At 48.9% G+C, this 17,713-nt stretch carries 8 protein-coding genes and 1 pseudogene; 3 read left to right on the forward strand and 6 right to left on the reverse strand.

Going from position 1 to position 17,713, the window contains the following annotated elements:
• The first annotated feature begins 237 nt into the window (after nucleotides 1-237).
• Nucleotides 238-4,305 (forward strand): choice-of-anchor D domain-containing protein, encoded by a 4,068-nt coding sequence (locus tag QM717_RS08730; protein WP_415036887.1) that lies wholly within the window; start codon nucleotides 238-240, stop codon nucleotides 4,303-4,305.
• Between the two features lie 80 nt (nucleotides 4,306-4,385).
• Here QM717_RS08730 and QM717_RS08735 read toward each other — a convergent pair whose 3' ends face one another.
• Both QM717_RS08735 and QM717_RS08740 read right to left on the reverse strand, forming a co-directional pair.
• Nucleotides 4,386-6,692, reverse strand: coding sequence for a VPS10 domain-containing protein (locus QM717_RS08735; RefSeq protein WP_415036889.1), 2,307 nt, complete (start codon nucleotides 6,690-6,692; stop codon nucleotides 4,386-4,388).
• A gap of 104 nt (nucleotides 6,693-6,796) precedes the next feature.
• Nucleotides 6,797-8,461: a tetratricopeptide repeat protein gene (locus tag QM717_RS08740; RefSeq protein WP_415036891.1), complete on the reverse strand. Its 1,665-nt coding sequence runs from the start codon at nucleotides 8,459-8,461 to the stop codon at nucleotides 6,797-6,799.
• 120 nt (nucleotides 8,462-8,581) lie between these two features.
• Between QM717_RS08740 and QM717_RS08745 the strand changes: the two genes are divergently transcribed.
• Entirely contained in the window at nucleotides 8,582-9,859 is a 1,278-nt protein-coding gene (locus tag QM717_RS08745) for a T9SS type A sorting domain-containing protein (RefSeq protein ID WP_415036893.1), read from the forward strand.
• Nucleotides 9,860-9,897: 38 nt separating this feature from the next.
• Here the strand turns inward: QM717_RS08745 and bioB are convergent.
• The 4 genes and pseudogenes from bioB to QM717_RS08765 form a co-directional block, all read right to left on the reverse strand.
• Nucleotides 9,898-11,002 (reverse strand): annotated as a pseudogene (gene bioB, locus QM717_RS08750) (biotin synthase BioB).
• Nucleotides 11,003-11,156: 154 nt separating this feature from the next.
• Nucleotides 11,157-11,609 carry a hypothetical protein gene (locus QM717_RS08755; RefSeq protein WP_415036895.1) on the reverse strand — a complete coding sequence of 151 codons (453 nt, stop codon included), beginning with the start codon at nucleotides 11,607-11,609 and terminating at the stop codon, nucleotides 11,157-11,159.
• Between the two features lie 139 nt (nucleotides 11,610-11,748).
• Nucleotides 11,749-13,050 (reverse strand): HTTM domain-containing protein, encoded by a 1,302-nt coding sequence (locus QM717_RS08760; RefSeq protein ID WP_415036897.1) that lies wholly within the window; start codon nucleotides 13,048-13,050, stop codon nucleotides 11,749-11,751.
• Nucleotides 13,050-13,982: a bifunctional riboflavin kinase/FAD synthetase gene (locus tag QM717_RS08765; protein ID WP_415036899.1), complete on the reverse strand. Its 933-nt coding sequence runs from the start codon at nucleotides 13,980-13,982 to the stop codon at nucleotides 13,050-13,052. Before QM717_RS08765 ends, QM717_RS08760 begins: the two co-directional genes overlap by 1 nt.
• A 203-nt stretch (nucleotides 13,983-14,185) precedes the next feature.
• Between QM717_RS08765 and QM717_RS08770 the strand changes: the two genes are divergently transcribed.
• Nucleotides 14,186-17,605 (forward strand): PKD domain-containing protein, encoded by a 3,420-nt coding sequence (locus QM717_RS08770; protein ID WP_415036901.1) that lies wholly within the window; start codon nucleotides 14,186-14,188, stop codon nucleotides 17,603-17,605.
• The last annotated feature ends 108 nt before the right edge of the window (nucleotides 17,606-17,713 follow it).

The raw sequence follows: 17,713 nt of genomic DNA on the forward strand, positions 1-17,713 counted from the left end.
GATTATTTTTGCGTATAGTCGATTAATCTCTTGGCCTAATATGCTGTAAATCTTTTATTTGTATGTTTGTTAGTTCGCGGTTTGGATTCGCCAAATGTGACAGTTAAAAATCCTACTTTTATGAAAATAAAATTGCTTATTACCACTATGGCAATGCTGTTTTTCTTCGGAAATAGTTACAGCCAGGTTTCTATTACAAATGCTGCCCCAACAGCGACAGTAAACTTTTCGAATACCATGCAGACTTCCGTCGGAACCAACCCGAGTACGGCTTACACCGGTGCGGGATTTTCGCCAAATCCGACTGTGGCAGGACGACTCAATTCCAATGCCTGGGAAGTCAAGGGATGGAGTTTTGGTGATTTGCTTTTTGGCGGTACACAAACCGTGGATGATTTCGGACGCGGCGCTGTTGCCGTTGGGGTAGTGACCCCGGGGATGTATGCCTTTACCGACTTTCCGGCCACCGCGGCCAACCCGGCCTTGATGATCCAGCCCGGTGTGGGTGATTTTGCTCCCGGAACCGTTGCACTCAAGATCAGGAACGACGGTACGGCCAATCTTACACAACTTTCAGTCGATTACAATCTTTTTGTTCGCAATGACGAAAATACTTCGAGTTCGTTCAATTTCTCGCATTCGGCGGACAATATCGTATACGTTCAGGAATCGGTTTTGGATTATATTTCACCCGATGTATTGGACGCCTTTCAATGGGTCAGCGTAGGTACTGCGCCCTCAAGAACCTGTATTATTTCGGGACTTAACATTCCTCCGGGCGGTGTTTATTACATCAGATGGTCGAGCGCTTTGGTCACTGGAACGGGCGATAGCGACGAGTTTGGTCTCGATGACATCCACATTACAGGAACCTATGGTTCACCGGCCCCCGAAATCAACGTGACTTGTTACGGAAATACTTTGCTGTCGGGCGATACGACGCCGACCGTAGGGGAAGGAACCGATTTTGCACCGAGTTACGCCCCGATGTCGACTTTGTTGACTACTTTGCAGATCACTTACTACATTCAAAACCTTGGCGGATTGCCGCTCAATATCACCAACGTAACGATCACCGGGGCCAACGCTTCCGATTTCTCGATCACGGGCGCCATGCCGACGGGAAGCATCCCGGCCGCTTCGGCTACGATCAGCAACAAACAGTTTGTGGTTATTTTTGACCCCAGCGCGTCCGGTTTGCGGACGGCAAGGGTCAACATTTTTAACGATGACAGCAATGAGAATCCGTATTGGTTCGACATCCAGGGTTATGGGGTGGTGCCCATTCCCGATATCCGGATCAACGGTGGCCCGACGGGAGGCTTGAGCATCGTGACCAATGGCAGCATGATCCCGAACATCAACAATAATACGTTGTATTCTAACCAGGCCGTGGGCGGAGCCGGCGAGACCAAAGGTTTTGAAATCAGGAACGACTGCCCGCAAAATGCGCCGCTGATCCTGACTGGACCAAGCCCATATGTTACTATTGCGGGGAATCACCCAACGGACTTTACCTTGGTGACCATCCCAACCGGCAACAGCATCAATCCGGGATTCAAGAGACAGTTTTCGATCAAATTTGCCCCGACGGCAACCGGAATCCGAAATGCGATTGTCTCTGTGGCCAGCGATGATCCCGATGAAAATCCGTATACTTTCCTCGTTCAGGGAACCGGTGTTGCTCCAGAGATGGATGTAACGGGCAATTTGCAACCGATTGTCAGCGGAAGCACGACGACTTCTTTCGTCAACCATACGTTTTTCGATTACCTCAACATCAATACCGGAACATTAGACCGTACCTTTACCATTACCAACAGCGGAACAGTAACCCTAACGATTGGAACGCTTACCCTGACTGGGGCCAACGCCACTGATTTCAGTATAATCACCGCTCCGCCGGCGACTTTGGCTGCGGGAGCAAGCACGACTTTTGTCATCCGTTTTGATCCATCTGCGGTAGGTTTGCGCGTGGCGACGGTCAACATCGTCAACAACGACCCGAACGAAAACCCTTATACGTTTGCCATCAGTGGTTTCGGACTCGATTACATTCCGTGCGCTTTCGGCGCCATTGAAACCATTGCAACCCAGGATTTTGAAGCCGTACCGGCCACACCTACCTGGACGTATTCAACCACTGGGACATCTACCTTGGCGGGCGGTACAGCCTTTGGCCTTTCAGGTGATGGAGGAGGATCTACGCGGTACCTTGGTGCCAGAAGTTTGCAGGTAATCAATGGTACGGCCAATATCACGATGGCCAACATCAATACGACACAATACAACGACATTGAACTCAATTTGAGATTGGCTTCGTTGGCGGTAACTACAGGCGAGGGCGCTGATGCAGCCGATCGGGTAATGGTTTCCGTGAGCAGCAATGGTGGGGCGACCTGGTCGAATGAAATCGAGGTGGTCGGAAATACCGATGCCAAATGGAGTTTTACCTCGGGAACAGGGATTGCCACCGCCGCGTTTGATAACAACAACGTCTTGACGACTTTTAACCCGGGATCGGGCGGTTACTTGACCACCAATGGGTACAGTACGCTTTCGATTTCTGGACTTCCAAAAGTAACCGGTCTGGTGATTCGCGTAACAGTGACCAACAACAGTGCGAACGAAATCTGGGCCATTGACAATGTAACCTTGTTCGGAAGAAAGGAACTTTCATCGACATGGAACGGGTCAGGATGGTCGGCCGGAGTGCCTACCAATACAATCAAGGCGATCATCGACGGCAATTACAGCACCAGTGCCAATGGCAACATCAGCAGTTGCAAATGTGAAATCAAAACCGGAAGGACCGTCACGATCAATTCGAACAATTATTTCGACATCCAAAGCGATGTCGACAATGCGGGAACGTTGATCATAGAAAATGGTGGAAGCTTGGTGCAACGCAATGATCTGGCGACCAATATCGGTGCGATCAGGGTAAAAAGAACCACGACGGCCATGAGAAGTTTCGACTATACGTATTGGTCTTCGCCGGTCATCGGGCAAACGCTGTTCAATTTGTCCCCGTTGACATTGGCGGATAAGTATTTCAGCTTCAACCCCACCACAGGATTGTGGGCGGTCATCCCGAACGGAACCGATGTGATGCTGCCGGGTAAAGGCTACATCATTCGCGCCCCGCAAGGATTCACGACGACGCCGCAACCGTATACCGGAGCAGAATTCGTCGGCGTGCCGAACAATGGTTTTATCCAAACCCCGATAGTGATTGGCGCGAGCAACATGAACCTGATCGGGAATCCGTATCCGTCAGCGATCAGTGCCGATGCATTCCTTTCGAATTCGGCCAATGTCGGTACGGTTGAAGGAACCATCTATCTGTGGACGCACAACACGGTCATCACATCGGGCGTATACAATTCGAATGATTATGCGGTTTACAATTTCTCGGGAAGCGTAGCGACCAGGGCGGCTTTGACACCGGGAGTCAATCCATTTGTTCCAACCGGCAATATTGCTTCGGGTCAAGGATTCTTCATCAAGGGATTGGCCAATGGACAGGCGACCTTCAACAACAGCATGAGACTCACCGGCAATAACCTGAGTTTTTTCAGGACGGCTCAACCTAGTTCAACTGCAACACCATCATCAATGGTAGGCATTGAGAAAAACCGTGTTTGGCTCAACCTCTCGAATTCAGAAGATGCATTCAAGCAAACGCTCGTCGGTTATATTGAAGGGGCGACCAATGGTATCGACCGCGGTTTTGACGGTGAAATCTTCAACGGCAACACCTATGTCAACCTGTATTCGATCAATGAAGGCAAAAACATGGCCATCCAAGGAAGGGCATTGCCGTTTGACCCCGAAGACAAAGTAATCTTGGGTTACAGCACTACCATGGGCGGATTGTTCCAAATCAGCATTGATAATGTCGATGGACTCTTGATGGAGCAGGACATTTACCTCGAAGACAAACTGCTGGGCATCATTCACAACCTCAAGGCGGCGCCTTACAGCTTTGAAACGGCGACCGGAACAGTCAATGATCGTTTTGAGTTGCGTTACAATAATTCGACTTTGGGCACCAATCCATTCGATTCGGTTGGAAACGACATCATCCTGACGACCAACCGCAAGCAAATCGACATCCTGTCGCAGGAAGAAGCGATGAAAAGCGTTACCGTCTACGACATCCTCGGAAGAAATGTCCATGACAACGATAAAGTCAATGCCAAGACGTATTCAATCCCGAATGCGGTATCCAACCAACAAGCATTGATCGTCAAGATTGTGCTCGAAAACGGAAAAGTGGTTACCCGAAAAGTAGTCCTCTAAAAGAGAAGTCAAAACAAATTCCAATAAAAAAGCGGCTCCAATTGAAGCCGCTTTTTGCATTAAAGAAGAATCATCCCAAATTATTCCTTAACCAATTTTTGCGTGTAGGTTTTTCCCGAAGTGGTCGAGACTTTTACCATATAGATTCCGTTGCTCAATCCCGAAACATCGAGTGATTTTGATTGCGATTCCAATACTTTTTGGCCGGTGATGCTGTACACCTGTGCCGATTGTATTTCCGCGCCATTGGCAAAAACGTTCACAACAGACGAAGCCGGGTTCGGATACAAACCAACCGGATTGCTTGAAGCAATAGGGTGGCTGGTCGACAAAGTAACGTTCGCGATGTGGTATTTGATGATGCCCAAATCAGTAGTCGCGATGTAGGCGTCCACACTGTTTCCTTCGAAAATATAATCCATGCCGTACGATTGCGCATAGTGGATTTGCTCCGGCAAGACATGGTTCCAGTTTTGGCCATTGTCTGCGGTGTAAGCGATTGAGGCCATTGCGTTTTCGGTGCTGAAAACCGTCACCATGATGACGCCGTCATTGAGCGGCGAGTGCTTGATCCGTTTGGCATCGGTGCCTTCCAGAATGGCGGTCCATGTGGCCCCTGAATCGGTTGAAGTGTACACGCCGATGTTGCTTCCCAACGTCAATTGCGCCGGGTTGAGCGGGTTGCCTTGCATGTCCCAAATGATGTCGGCCTCGGTGATGGCTTCCAAGCCGGTTCCAATGCCGTTCCAGTTTTGCCCGCCGTCGGTGGTCTTGAAGATTCGGTGTCTTTTGGCGATGTAGATCGTATTTGAGTCGGTTGGATCCACTACAATTCCCGTAATGACGCCTTCGCCGAATTCGTTGATTTCGGGCGTGACGATGTCGGTCGTTACGATGTTGTTGAGATCGGTCAGGTCAATCTTAACCATATTGCCGCCTTCGCCTGAACGCATCGAAACATAAATGATGTTTGTGTTGTTCGGGTCAATAGTCAGTTCCTGCATGTCGTCGGCGAAAGCCTGCAATATGTTGGTTGTGGTTGCTCCGTAGTCGGTACTCATGTTGACCCATCCGCCAAAGAATCCCATCGAGGCATACGTAAATACGCGCCCGGGAACCGCTGGATCGGCAAACATGTAATTTCTTTTCGGGTTGAAGGAATCCGGCGCCTCGGCATCATACACCGAAATCACGCCGGTGCTCATGTTCTTGTGCTGGCGCCCGCCCTGTCCGCCGTAGTACAAATGGGTAACGCCTGAATATTGGGCAACCGAAGGCCACAAGACATTAAAGAAAGGCGCTTCGATTTGGGTCAAGGTTTCCTGGGTGTTGTCGAAGAATTGCGGGTACAAATCGGTCGTGATGACAATCTGGTTGCTGTCCGACGGATTGAACGACGCATTGAGCCCGTAATAGTAATCCATCGAAATCCCTACCGGATACACGATACTTTCCCAGGTGTTTCCGCCATCGTTGCTGCGTACGATCTCGTTTTCCTCGAGTACAATGATTTGGTTGGTGTTGCCTGGGTTGTAGACAATCTTGGTGATGTTGTTGAGCGTCTCGTCGGTCCACGAAACCGGCACGGTATTCCAAGTCGTGCCATTGTCGGCCGAACGGTACAGGTTTTCCGGATGGATGCCAAAACCGATGCTCGAACCGATGTACATTTCGTTGGCATTGGCCGGGTTGAACGCAATGGCATCAAGCGTCACGCCTTCCAAAGAGGCAACCGAAGTCCAATCCTGTCCATCGTTGATAGAAACCCACAGACCACCGTCGATATCGGTATCGCCGTTTCCACGCGCCAAAAATACCTTGTCGGAATTGTTCGGGCTGATCGCCACGTCATTGACAAATACGTTGTCGTGGTCGACTGTATAATAGATTTCAGACCAGTGCTCACCCGAATCCTTGGTGTAAAACACTTTGCTGAAGCTGCTGAAACCGACAGAAAATCCGGTGTCTACGACCATCGTCGTTCCCGAGGTGTTGTACAAATCATAAGAATTGAGCCAGCTTGGTCCGGCACCTTCCACGCCGCTCTGCGGAATCCAGAAACTGCCGATGATCATATTAGAGGCCAAGTCCAGGATAAAAATCGCATCGCGTGTCGCAAACGAAAGCGCGCTGTTGTCTGGGCTTAATTTCAAATCGCTGAGAAAATCGGTCGAAGGATACGAATACAACAAATTCCAATTTGCACCATTGTCGGTTGAAACCACAATATGGTTGCCATTGGTCAGCGCATACATTTTGTTGGGGACGACAGGATCATAGGTAATGTCCTGCATTTTGGCATAATCGCGCGACGCCTCAAAAGTCACCTGGGCATTGGCGGAAATACCGGCCATAAGCAATAAGGCCAGAAGTGTAATCTTTTTCATTTTTTGATTAGGTTTTTAGTTCCCTAAATGTTCAAAAAAATCAAACGGTTATCAAAAATATTGGCGTGACAAAGTGTGACATCCGGGCGGACAAACCGTGATGGCTACAGCGAAGCCAAGTAATCATAGAGGTTTACGTTTTCGGGCAAATCCATTTTGGCAGAGATGCGTTCCTTTCTTTTGCGGCAGGCTTCGGCGGTCACGTTGAGCATCGAGGCGATTTCCTTGGTGCTCAAATTCATGTAAATGTAAGAGATGAAACGGATGTCATTCGCGGTCAATCCCGGATGTTTCGACTTGAGCGTGTTGAGGAATGTTTGGTTGACTTCTTCAAAATGCGTGATGAAACTGTCCCATTCTGCATCGGTTTTGAGGTGGTCCTTGAGCGTCTTGATGTGGTTGACGACCGAAGCGTCTTTTGACAATTCGGGCAAATGCGACAAATCCGACAATACTTCCTCGATCATCTGGTTCCTGCCCGACAGATACAACGCTTTGGCCGAAAGTTTACGGTTGCGCAATTCGAGTTCGTTCTTGAGCCGTTCCTGTTCGAGCAACGCCTGGGTTTCCTTTTCGATGACTTGTTTTTCCAACAGCAGGTAGTCGCTCTTTTCCTTCTCGAGTTCGAGTGCGAGGATCTGTTCGCTGCGTTCGGCAATCAGTTTATTTTGCTTGTGCTTGAGCGAACGGTTGCGCAAGGTGACCACGATAAAGGCGACCACGACCAGAATCACAGCCAAAACCGAATAAAAGATTTTGCGTTCGTTGGCCAATTTGGTTTCGTTGAGTGCAATCTCGTTGCGGTAATTCTGGATTTCGAATTTGATTTTGCTGCTCTCGAAAAGCTTGCCGTTCTTGATCTCGTTGAGTTCGGCATTGGCCTTGAGGATCGAATCCTTGAACGCCATCGCCTGGGCGAATGATTTGTTCTTGAAATGCACTTCCGACAGCAGTTCAAACACCGCAATCTTGGTCTCGAGGTTGGGTTTTCGGTCAAAAACCTTATGGGCATACACCAGCGCCATCGCGGTATTGCCTTCCTTGAGGTACGATTTGGCGATGATGATCGACAGTGAAATTCCAATATCGTTGAAATCCAGATCCTTGGTCGTGCGCAGCAATTCCTCGGCGTTTTTGCGCGCGATTTCGGGATGGCCTTCCTGGAGGTCGCATTCGGCAATCCCGATTTTGGCCAACACCACAAACATCGGTTGGTTGGCGAGCAATGGCAAGGCTTCGGTGAAATAGGCGCGTGCCTTTTTGGTGTCGCCCTGTTCGTTGGCGACATTGCCCAGGTTCATCGCATACAATCCTACCTTGATGTTGTCCTTATTTTCCCTGGCCGTTTGATAAGCCTTGAAGAAATACTCGTTGGCCTTGTCGTATTTTTTCTCTTTCGAATACAGGATCGCGATGTTGTTGAGCACAACCATTTCCTGCGTCGGGTCGAGCTCCTTGAGCGCGATGGTATAGGCTTCGAGGTAATAATTGAGCGCCTCGCCGTATTCGAGCATCGAATAATAGTTGGCCCCGATGTTGTTGATGGCCAAAAATTCCTGTTTGTGCCAATGGTTTTTGGCCGCCATGTTGCGCGCCTGCGTCAGCAGTTCGAGCGATTGGATGTACTGGTTGCGTTGCATCGCCTCTACGCCCACCTTGATCAGCGAGTCGCAGGACTGCATCGGTTGCGCGTGGCTGCACAAGCCCATTAAAAAGCAACAGGCAACAAGACAGCGAAAGAGAAAATGATGGCTTTTGTGGTCGAACATTGGTTTGGTTTTCTTCCCGAAATCGGAACAGTAAAAATAGGCAAAAAATGCAGATTATCGCGGTGGTTTTTTTGCTACATTTGATTGAATCAGAAAACAATTATTTTAAAAAACAACGCTATGAAAAGAATTTTACTTACCGCAATGCTCTCATTGACAACAGTCTTCGGATATGGGCAGGCCGAATGGCACGAAGTGTTGCCGCCGCCCGATTCGGGTCGTTTCGACGACGTGTTTTTCCTCAATCCCAATTTGGGTTGGGCCGCAGGCAATGGCGGTTACGTTTACAAAACGACCAATGGCGGTGTCACTTGGAGCGATTCCGGATACTTCCCAGAAACCTACATCAGGAACATCGAATTCATGGATGCCAACAATGGTTTCCTCGGATTACTCGACTACGGGTTCTATCGCACTACGGACGGCGGTGCGACATGGATCGACATTGCCCCAGACGTTTTCACGGCCCCCAATTTTCCGGCGGCGATTTGCGGTCTCGATGCCGTCGATGCCAATACGATTTACGGCTGCGGCGCTTATTTCGGCCCGGCTTATGTGATTAAATCGACCAATGGCGGCGCAACCTGGCAATACATCGACATGAGCGCCTATGCCGAAACCTTGGTCGAGGTTTTATTTGTTGACGCCAATGTTGGCTTTGCCTCAGGCGGGAGTGCCACTGGTGGCGTGATTTTGAAAACGACCAATGGCGGTACGACCTGGACACCGATTCACGATACGGGCATCCCGGGTGAATACGTCTGGAAATTGCAACGGCTTTTCTCGAATACCAATGTGATGTTTGCTTCGGTGGAATCAGTGGCGCCGTTGAACGGAAAATTGCTCAAATCGGTCAATGGCGGTGCAAACTGGGTTTCGAAAGAAGTCCCTGATACCGATATTCAAGCCGTGGGGTTTATCACCGAAAACCATGGTTGGATGGGCGGACACCACACCGGTTTCCTCGAAACCTTTGATGCTGGAACGACCTGGACCAATACGGGCTTCGGCGCCAACTTGAACCGCATCCAATTCTTTGACCAAAACCTGGCCTATTGTTCGGGAGCGGGCATCTACAAATTTTCGGATCAAAACCTGGGCACGAATGATTTCACCAAAAACAGCGGCAGGGAAAAATTGGAGGTCAAGATTGCGCCGAATCCGGTCGGCAGCCAACTCGAATTTACCGTCAACTTCAAATCGGCCGACCACATTATCCTGAAGGTTTTTGACAACAACGGCAAACTCGTCAAGGAGCTCAAGAATGAAAGGATTGCCGCGGCCGGGAAACGCAGTTACAGTTTTCCATTCCCGTATGCATCGGGAACCTATCACCTGAGTCTGCACAATGATACGGGAGCGCAGGCCGAGACCTTTGTCAAATACGCCCATCCATAAAACAAAAAATCCGCTTTCAATCGAAGCGGATTTTTTTATTATTCTACATCTTGGGTTTGTTTTCCTTTGACCGAAGCTTCGAGGTTGCGCTCGATCGTATGTCCGGGTCTGGTCCATTTCGGTTTTTCGCCCAAAGATTCGAATTGTGAGTTTTCGGCTTCGACGGTTTCCGGCTGTGCGTGTTTGACGAACGGTTTCTGCGGAATGAGTCCGAGCATCTCGAACATTTTCATGTCTTCGTTGACGTCCGGGTTGGGCGTGGTCAACAATTTGTCACCTGCGAAAATCGAATTGGCCCCGGCAAAGAAACACATTGCCTGGCCTTCGCGGCTCATGTTCATGCGTCCGGCAGAAAGACGCACTTGGGTTTCTGGCATGACGATTCTCGTGGTCGCGACCATACGAATCATTTCCCAGATTTCAACCGGTTTTTCGTCTTCCATCGGCGTACCTTCTACCGCGACGAGTGCGTTGATCGGCACCGATTCGGGTTGTGGATCGAGTGTCGCCAAAGCCACAAGCATTCCTGCACGGTCCTCGACGGTTTCGCCCATGCCGATGATCCCGCCGCTGCACACCGTAACATTGGTTTTGCGGACGTTTTCTATCGTTTGCAAACGGTCTTTGAAAACCGCGGGTCGAAATGACTTCTTTGTAATATTCTTCTGAGGTATCGATGTTGTGGTTGTAGGCGTACAAACCGGCTTCGGCCAAACGCTGCGCCTGGTTTTCGGTCAACATCCCGAGCGTGCAGCACACTTCCATGTCGAGTTTGTTGATCGTACGCACCATTTCGAGCACCTGGTCGAATTCTGGTCCGTCCTTGACGTTTCGCCAAGCCGCACCCATACACACACGCGACGAACCACTGGCTTTGGCCCGCAATGCCTGCGCCTTGACATGGCTCACGGTCATGAGGTCGTTGCCCTCGATTTCGGTATGGTATCGCGCTGCCTGCGGGCAATAACCGCAATCTTCGGGACAGCCGCCGGTTTTGATGGAAAGTAAGGTGGAAACCTGAACCACATTGGGATCGTGGTGCTGGCGGTGGATGGTCGCCGCTTCGAAAAGCAGGTCCATCATGGGTTTGTTATAGATGGCGATGATTTCTTCTTTGGTCCAATTGTGTTTGGTGATGCTCATTGGTGGAATTTTATATTCGGTCAAAAGTAAAGAATTCCATTTGAAGTAAAAAGTTTCGCTGCTTAAAGTTTGGCCGGTACCGCAATATAGATTCAATACAAATGAGGTTTATACTATTGCGAATATAAACCTCATTCTGCTGGGCGGATTGGTGTTAATCCACTTTATTGATGACTTCTACTTTGTCTTTCCAGTACTGCATCAGGCAGAACGAAACGATCAGCGAAGCGGCCGTAGATTCAAACAACAAACCGATGCAATAATGGTTTATCGTCAATTCGCCGCCGCCAAAAATGAAGTTTTCGGACAATCTTTTCAAGTAAGCTTCCCCGCCGTTGTAGGAAATGTAGGCCAACAGCGAACCGATGCTCAAAAATGCCCCGATCATCGAGGTGATGATGGCCGAAAGCAAATTGGTGTTGTAACCGCGAACCCCGTCGGCCTGGTTGGCCTTGATGGTACGGTTGACGCCGTAAGCCACGATGAGCAGGTTGATGATACGCAAATAAACCACATCCGAAAGCCCGGCGAACTCAAGAATCAAAAAATAAACACCGATTCCCAAGTAGATGATAATACCGTTGATTAATTCTCTTGTAAATTTCATAATAGCTGTTTTTTGAAATGTCATTAAGGTTTTACGCTAAATGATTGGTTAGACAATCTTTTGGTAAGTTTAAATTTAGGCATTAAAAAGCAGACAGCGGTATGATTTTAAATAAAAAATGTTACAAGATTACAGAGGACTATTCGTACAGCAAGATCCAATCGTTGTGTCCGAAATAGTCCCATTCTGCGGCAGCCATATCGATTTTTGGGTCGATCAGGGAACGCAACGGTCCGCCATTGACCGAGACCAGGGCTTGGACATAAACCGAAACCTGTTGGCCCTTTGCCGCGTATTCTTTCTTGATGCGTTGCGACAACTGCCAGATGCCATCGGGTTTGGTCGCGGCAAATCCCTGCTGTTTGGTGGTGAGGCGTTTGGCCAGGTCGTAAAAAGAAGTTTCACCTGTTTTTTGGTCGACAATCCGGTACACCACATAGCCGCCTTTTTGGCGCAGCATCATGCGCCAGCTCAAGCGATGGCCTTCCTCGGTCCAGAGCACGTCGCCTTTGATCAAGTGGTGGCGCAACGGCAAACCGAGTTGAAGGATGAAGTACGGGATGAAAAAATAAAGGATGCTTCGGCTGTAGGTTTCTTGCGGGAAAACTTCCGGACTGTTGTTTTTATTCCGGAAGAAAAGATGCCTGACTTTTTCGGGCGGATAAAAGAACAATACGAAAGCCAATGCAAAAAACGGAAAGATGCCAATCTGCAACACAATCGCATTGAACAGGTGGAAAAACAATGCGCCGACAAAAGCAATCGTACGGCTGCGCTTCCACAACAAGGCCGGAATAATCAGTAAATCAAACGCCAAACCCGACCACGAAATGAACAAATGGAACCAATGCTGGTCGAAAAGCCCTTTGACAAAAACGCCCGTTTCATTGGTCATGAGCAACAGTTTGATGTATTCGCCGTTGAGCCATTGCGGGTACAATTTGGACAGCACCGCAAAAACATACACAATGCTGATCTGGAAAATCATCACAAGCGAGCACCAACGCGGCATGCGGTTGGTTTTGATTGCAGGATTTCGTTTGGCGTCGAGCGAGGCATATCGGTTGGCCGGTTGGAACCACATGATCACGCAAACCAGCAGCAGCAGATAATAATGGTTGTTGTAGGATTCCTTCTGCATGAAATACACGCCAGCCCACATCAAAGTAAACAGCCCCAGCCCCAGCCGGTAGCGGTAGCCCAGCATGATCATGAGTCCAAACAGTCCCATGACGACAAAATAGACATACATGCCAAAACCCGGCAGCGGTTGCAGCCAGTCGAGCCCGATGTGCGAAAACGTGAATTCGGGTTGGAGGAACACGCGGTAAACCCAGCCGGTACAAATGGCGCCGATGCTTTCGGCAAAAAGCAGGAACCCAAAAAGCATCCTGAAGATCACAAGAGGCGCATTGTCTATGGGTTCGAACCACTTTTTCATCAGCCGTTGCTTTTGATCCAGGAAAGCGAATAATCCATGTCCTGGTATAGTTTTTCCTTCAAGAGGTCGACCGAGGCGAATTTTTCCTCGTCGCGGATGTAATCGAGGATCGAGATTTCGATTTTTTGGCCGTACAAATCGGCGCCGAAATCGAAGAAATAGACTTCAATCGTCAGCGAATCGCCGCCAACGGTCGGATTGGTGCCGATGCTCATCATGCCGTAGACGATTTTTCCTTCGAGTACGCTCTGGACCACATAGACCCCAATTTTGGGGATCAGCTTATAGTTTTCGGCGATGTGCAGGTTGGCCGTCGGGAAACCGATCGTGCGTCCGAGTTGCTTGCCCTTGACGACCGTGCCCGTAAGCAAATACGGATAGCCAAGGTATTCGTTGGCCAACGAGATATTGCCTTCCAAAAGCGCGTTGCGGATTTTGGTCGAACTCACCGAAACGGCATCGATTTCCTGGGCCGAGATTTGTTCGACTTCAAAACCATAGGTTTGGCCAAATACGATCAAATCGTCGATGTTGGCCGTGCGGTTTCTGCCAAAACGGTGGTCGTGGCCGATGATGATTTTGCGGATGTTGAATTTTTCGACCAGGATTTTCGATACGAATTCCTCGGCGGTCAATCTCGAAAAAGCCTCGTCGAACGGATGGATGATCAGGTTGTCGAGCCCGCTGTTTTCGAGCAGCTTGATTTTTTCCTCGAGCGTGTTGAGCAACTGGATCTCGGAACTTTCCTGGAGTACCATGCGCGGATGCGGGAAAAAGGTCAGGATCAGGCTTTCGCTCCCGGTTTCGGCAGCGCTTTGCAATAATTTCTCGATGATTTTTTTGTGACCGATGTGCACACCATTGAAAGTGCCCAGGGTGACGATGGTTTTCCTGGCGGAACTAAAATCGGTTATTGAATGGAAAATTTTCAAAATGCACTTGAGATGTTCGACGCAAAGTTAAAGCAACGAATCCAATTATGGTCAAATGGCCAGAAGAAAATATAAAAATGCCAAAATGCAGTAATGGGGAATACTTTAAATAAATTGTAATTTTTCTGACAAATTAAGCTTTGTACGAAATTTATTTCAAAAAAATTTGTAGGTTTAGGGCGTTAACCTTCAAACAACACAATATGAAAAAAATTGTAGGGGCATTTTGCCTCCTGATGTCTGTTTGGGCCTATTCCCAATCAGATTTGAGTCCCAATGGCGCTTTTGATACCGTTTTTGATAACTATGGCAATAGTTATACGCTTTCAGAGATCCAAACCCAATCGGTTTCAACATTAAAAAATGGTTCCACTTCGACCACGCAGTTGTTGTGTAGCTCCGGAATGTTCGAATTGTATTTTGAATCCAACAGTGGCATGTCGAACGTGGGCAATCCGGTCGAAGATGCGAGACGCAACGTGATTTGCCAAGTTTTCCAAGATGTTTCCAACTTCATCAATTCGCCTTTGAAGAATCCCGGAAACTACAACAAAATCCGCATTTGGGTTCGCGACATCAATCAGGTATTGCCCGCGAACCAATTGCCGTCCTCTACGAGTGGTGTTGGCGGATTGGCCACTTCTTTCTTCAATCTTTCGACTTATTCGGCATGGACTTCGGGCGGAATCGTAGACAACCAGATCTGGCAAATGATCCACACCGGAGTCGATCCTTACAACGGATTGCTGTTTCCTGTCGTTACCACCAATTCGGGAACCAATTCTACTGGGATTTTTTACCACGGCATGGTTTCCATCAACTTCAACAATCCTTCACGGGTTTGGAATACAGACTTGAACGCCTACAACGCGGCTACCGGAATGAGCGGCAAGGTAGATTTGTATACCGTGATGTTGCACGAATTGACCCATGCATTGGGATTTGCGACGCTGATGAACCAATACGGGACGTCAATCTATTTTACCAATCCAGGGGGTAATGTGTTCAGCCGTTATGACAAGCAGTTGAAAAACGGCGCGAACACCGCTGCCATTATCAATAACCCGACGACCAGCGGGCAGATGTATGCTTATTCGTTAAACATTCCACAAGGGAATTTGTGGCCGGGCTGTACCGCTACGGACCATCTTTTCAACGGTTCGTACAACCACACACAATGTACCGGGAACGTGGCCATGAAGTATGTGAGCGGAGCGGTGAATTCGCTGGTTTACACACCGCCTTGTTTTGAGATGGGAAGCAGCCTGAGTCATTTTGAAGACGAATGTACACAAGGCAACGACGCTTATTTTGTGATGAGCAACCAGACCCCGTTGGGTGTGTCGAAGCGTTATTTAAAAGACGAAGAGCGCAAGGTTTTGTGTGACCTCGGATACAGTGTGAATGGGGTTTATGGCGTGGCTTCGCAAGCATCCCAACAGATTTACTACAATTACAATACATCGGCTTGCAGCGGCATCATCGTGGCGGGTGTCAGCGACGGCCTGACTTCGACCAGTAGTTTTGTTTACACCGGAAATACCGGTGCCGCAATTAAAATCAACGGTTCGGGCGTGACGAGTATTTTGTCCAATGACTATTCAATCAACGGGGTTGCCAACATCCGTTTTGAAAAACTCCAGGACATCTACGACGCCAACGCGACGTTTACCGTAGACAATGGAAGCCTTTCGACGAATGTATTCCTGACCAGCAACGTGCCGGGAGTCCATTTGCTGCGCTACGTGCCTTATGATGTGACGACCAACCAGCGCGGCAATATTACTTATGTGTATGTGAATGTGAAGAATACTTGTACGGCACAGAATACCTGTAACCTGGTCAAGAATGGCAATTTCGAGCAATACGCCACGACGATGTATCCTACGGCGAGCCAACTCAACAGGGCTTGCGGTTGGGAAGGGGCTTCTTATTTTAGTACGCCGGATTATTTCAATTCTACCGATTCGAGTCCGTCGGTTTCGATTCCGTGCAATTTCAACGGACACCAAAACGACAATGTTTCCGGAAACCATGGCTATGCGGGCATGTACATTACCAATCCAAGGGTCAATGCCTACCAGTCGACCTACAGTGAAACAATCAAAACGCAATTGGCCACGCCTCTGTCGGCCAATACGGCCTATCAGTTGAGTTTTGATGTTTCGCTTGCCGAAGGACAAAGCCAGAAAGCGATCAAGTTTCAAGCCTTGTTGATGGATGCCGAAGTCGGATTGCTCACCGGCGGAATCATACCGACATCGCAATTCACCCCGAATTATATATTGCTGCAAAATCCGACTTTTTCGACTGCATCTAGCGCCGCTACAGCCAATGGTTGGGAAAGGATTACGTTTACATTCACTACGGGAAGTGTGGCCGGACAGAAATACTTGTATCTGGGCGGAATCAACAATGTACAGTTCCAGGTGCAAACGGCGTTGTCGAATCCTTGCCCGAACCCGGCATCGACCGCGCCAGAGAATTCCTATTACTACATTGACAATGTTAACCTTCAACCGATTCCTTCGGGTGTACCAACCTTGAGTCTGCCTGCATTGATGTGCAGTCCGGGCGGGATTACGAACCTGGCAGGATACCTGAGCGCCGCACAACCCGGGGGGTATTTTACAGGAAACGGGGTAACTTTTTCGGGCGGGATGTACTCGTTTTCGCCGGTTGCTGCCGGAATGGGCAATCATGCAATTGTCTACAACTACTCTTACCAAGGCTGTCCGGTAACCGTAACCGATTACATTCGGGTGGATTTGCAAAGTGGAAGCATCGGCGGAAGCACTACGGCCTGTGAGACCTCCGGGAGCAACAGTACGACCAATAGCTTTACGATTCCTGCCGGTTACACGGCGCTTTGGAGCATTATCCAAGGCGAAGGGACGATTGTGGGGGCCAATAACCAATCTTCGGTCAACATCAACTGGACCGATCTGCCGGGTTACATCAACCTGCAACTCACCAGCCCTAGTGGTTGTGTCTTCAATTTCGAGAAAGTAATCATTGACCAATGTGCCTGCAATTGCCTTTCGACGATTGCCTACAACCAAACGGTTTCTGGAAATACATCGAGCTTCACTGCTTACAATACCAATCCGAATTGCAGCGGAACGGCCAACGTAAAATATGTTTGGGATTTTGGGGACGGAAGCAGTTTCAGTTCTTTTTCTTCTTCGACATCCCACACTTATGCAACTTCGGCCACGTATACGGTAACCGTGACCACAAGGATTATCGGCATCCATGACGAGTCGTTGTGCAACAACACGAAAACCTTTACGACCTATCCTGGTTCGGGCGGCAGTACCCGGGACAGACACATGCAGGTCGGGGGAGATGAGACGCAAAACTTCGATGAGATCGTAAAAATCCATCCCAACCCCGCCAGTACAGAGATCAATGTAGATGTCGAAATGCTTACCGACGGGCCATTGCTGGTGCGGATGACCGGAATGGACGGCAAGCTCTTGGCCGAACGCAAGACCGAACTCCAAAAAGGCAAGCAATCGCTCAAAATAGAATTGCCGAACTCGCTACCCGATGGAATTATTTTTGTAGAAGTTTCGGGCCAGCGAACCAAAGTCGTCAAAAAGCTCATGATCAAAAAATAAGCAACTGTATTTTAGGAATAACCCAAAGGCTGTCAAATTGTTGGCAGCCTTTTTTGTTGGCCCCGGATATTGTTAAATTGAGCAAGGAGGCCGTGGGAATTAAAAAAA

The sequence above is a fragment of the Flavobacterium sp. genome (genome assembly GCF_047602195.1).
Classification (GTDB): Bacteria; Bacteroidota; Bacteroidia; order Flavobacteriales; family Flavobacteriaceae; genus Flavobacterium.

Excerpts from the sequence above, each read along its gene's own strand:
- QM717_RS08730 (WP_415036887.1), top strand. The coding sequence starts at position 238 with ATGCAGACTTCCGTCGGAACCAACCCGAGTACGGCTTACACCGGTGCG.
- QM717_RS08735 (WP_415036889.1), bottom strand. The coding sequence starts at position 6,692 with ATGAAAAAGATTACACTTCTGGCCTTATTGCTTATGGCCGGTATTTCC.
- QM717_RS08740 (WP_415036891.1), bottom strand. The coding sequence starts at position 8,461 with ATGTTCGACCACAAAAGCCATCATTTTCTCTTTCGCTGTCTTGTTGCC.
- QM717_RS08745 (WP_415036893.1), top strand. The coding sequence starts at position 8,582 with ATGAAAAGAATTTTACTTACCGCAATGCTCTCATTGACAACAGTCTTC.
- QM717_RS08755 (WP_415036895.1), bottom strand. The coding sequence starts at position 11,609 with ATGAAATTTACAAGAGAATTAATCAACGGTATTATCATCTACTTGGGA.
- QM717_RS08760 (WP_415036897.1), bottom strand. The coding sequence starts at position 13,050 with ATGAAAAAGTGGTTCGAACCCATAGACAATGCGCCTCTTGTGATCTTC.
- QM717_RS08770 (WP_415036901.1), top strand. The coding sequence starts at position 14,186 with ATGAAAAAAATTGTAGGGGCATTTTGCCTCCTGATGTCTGTTTGGGCC.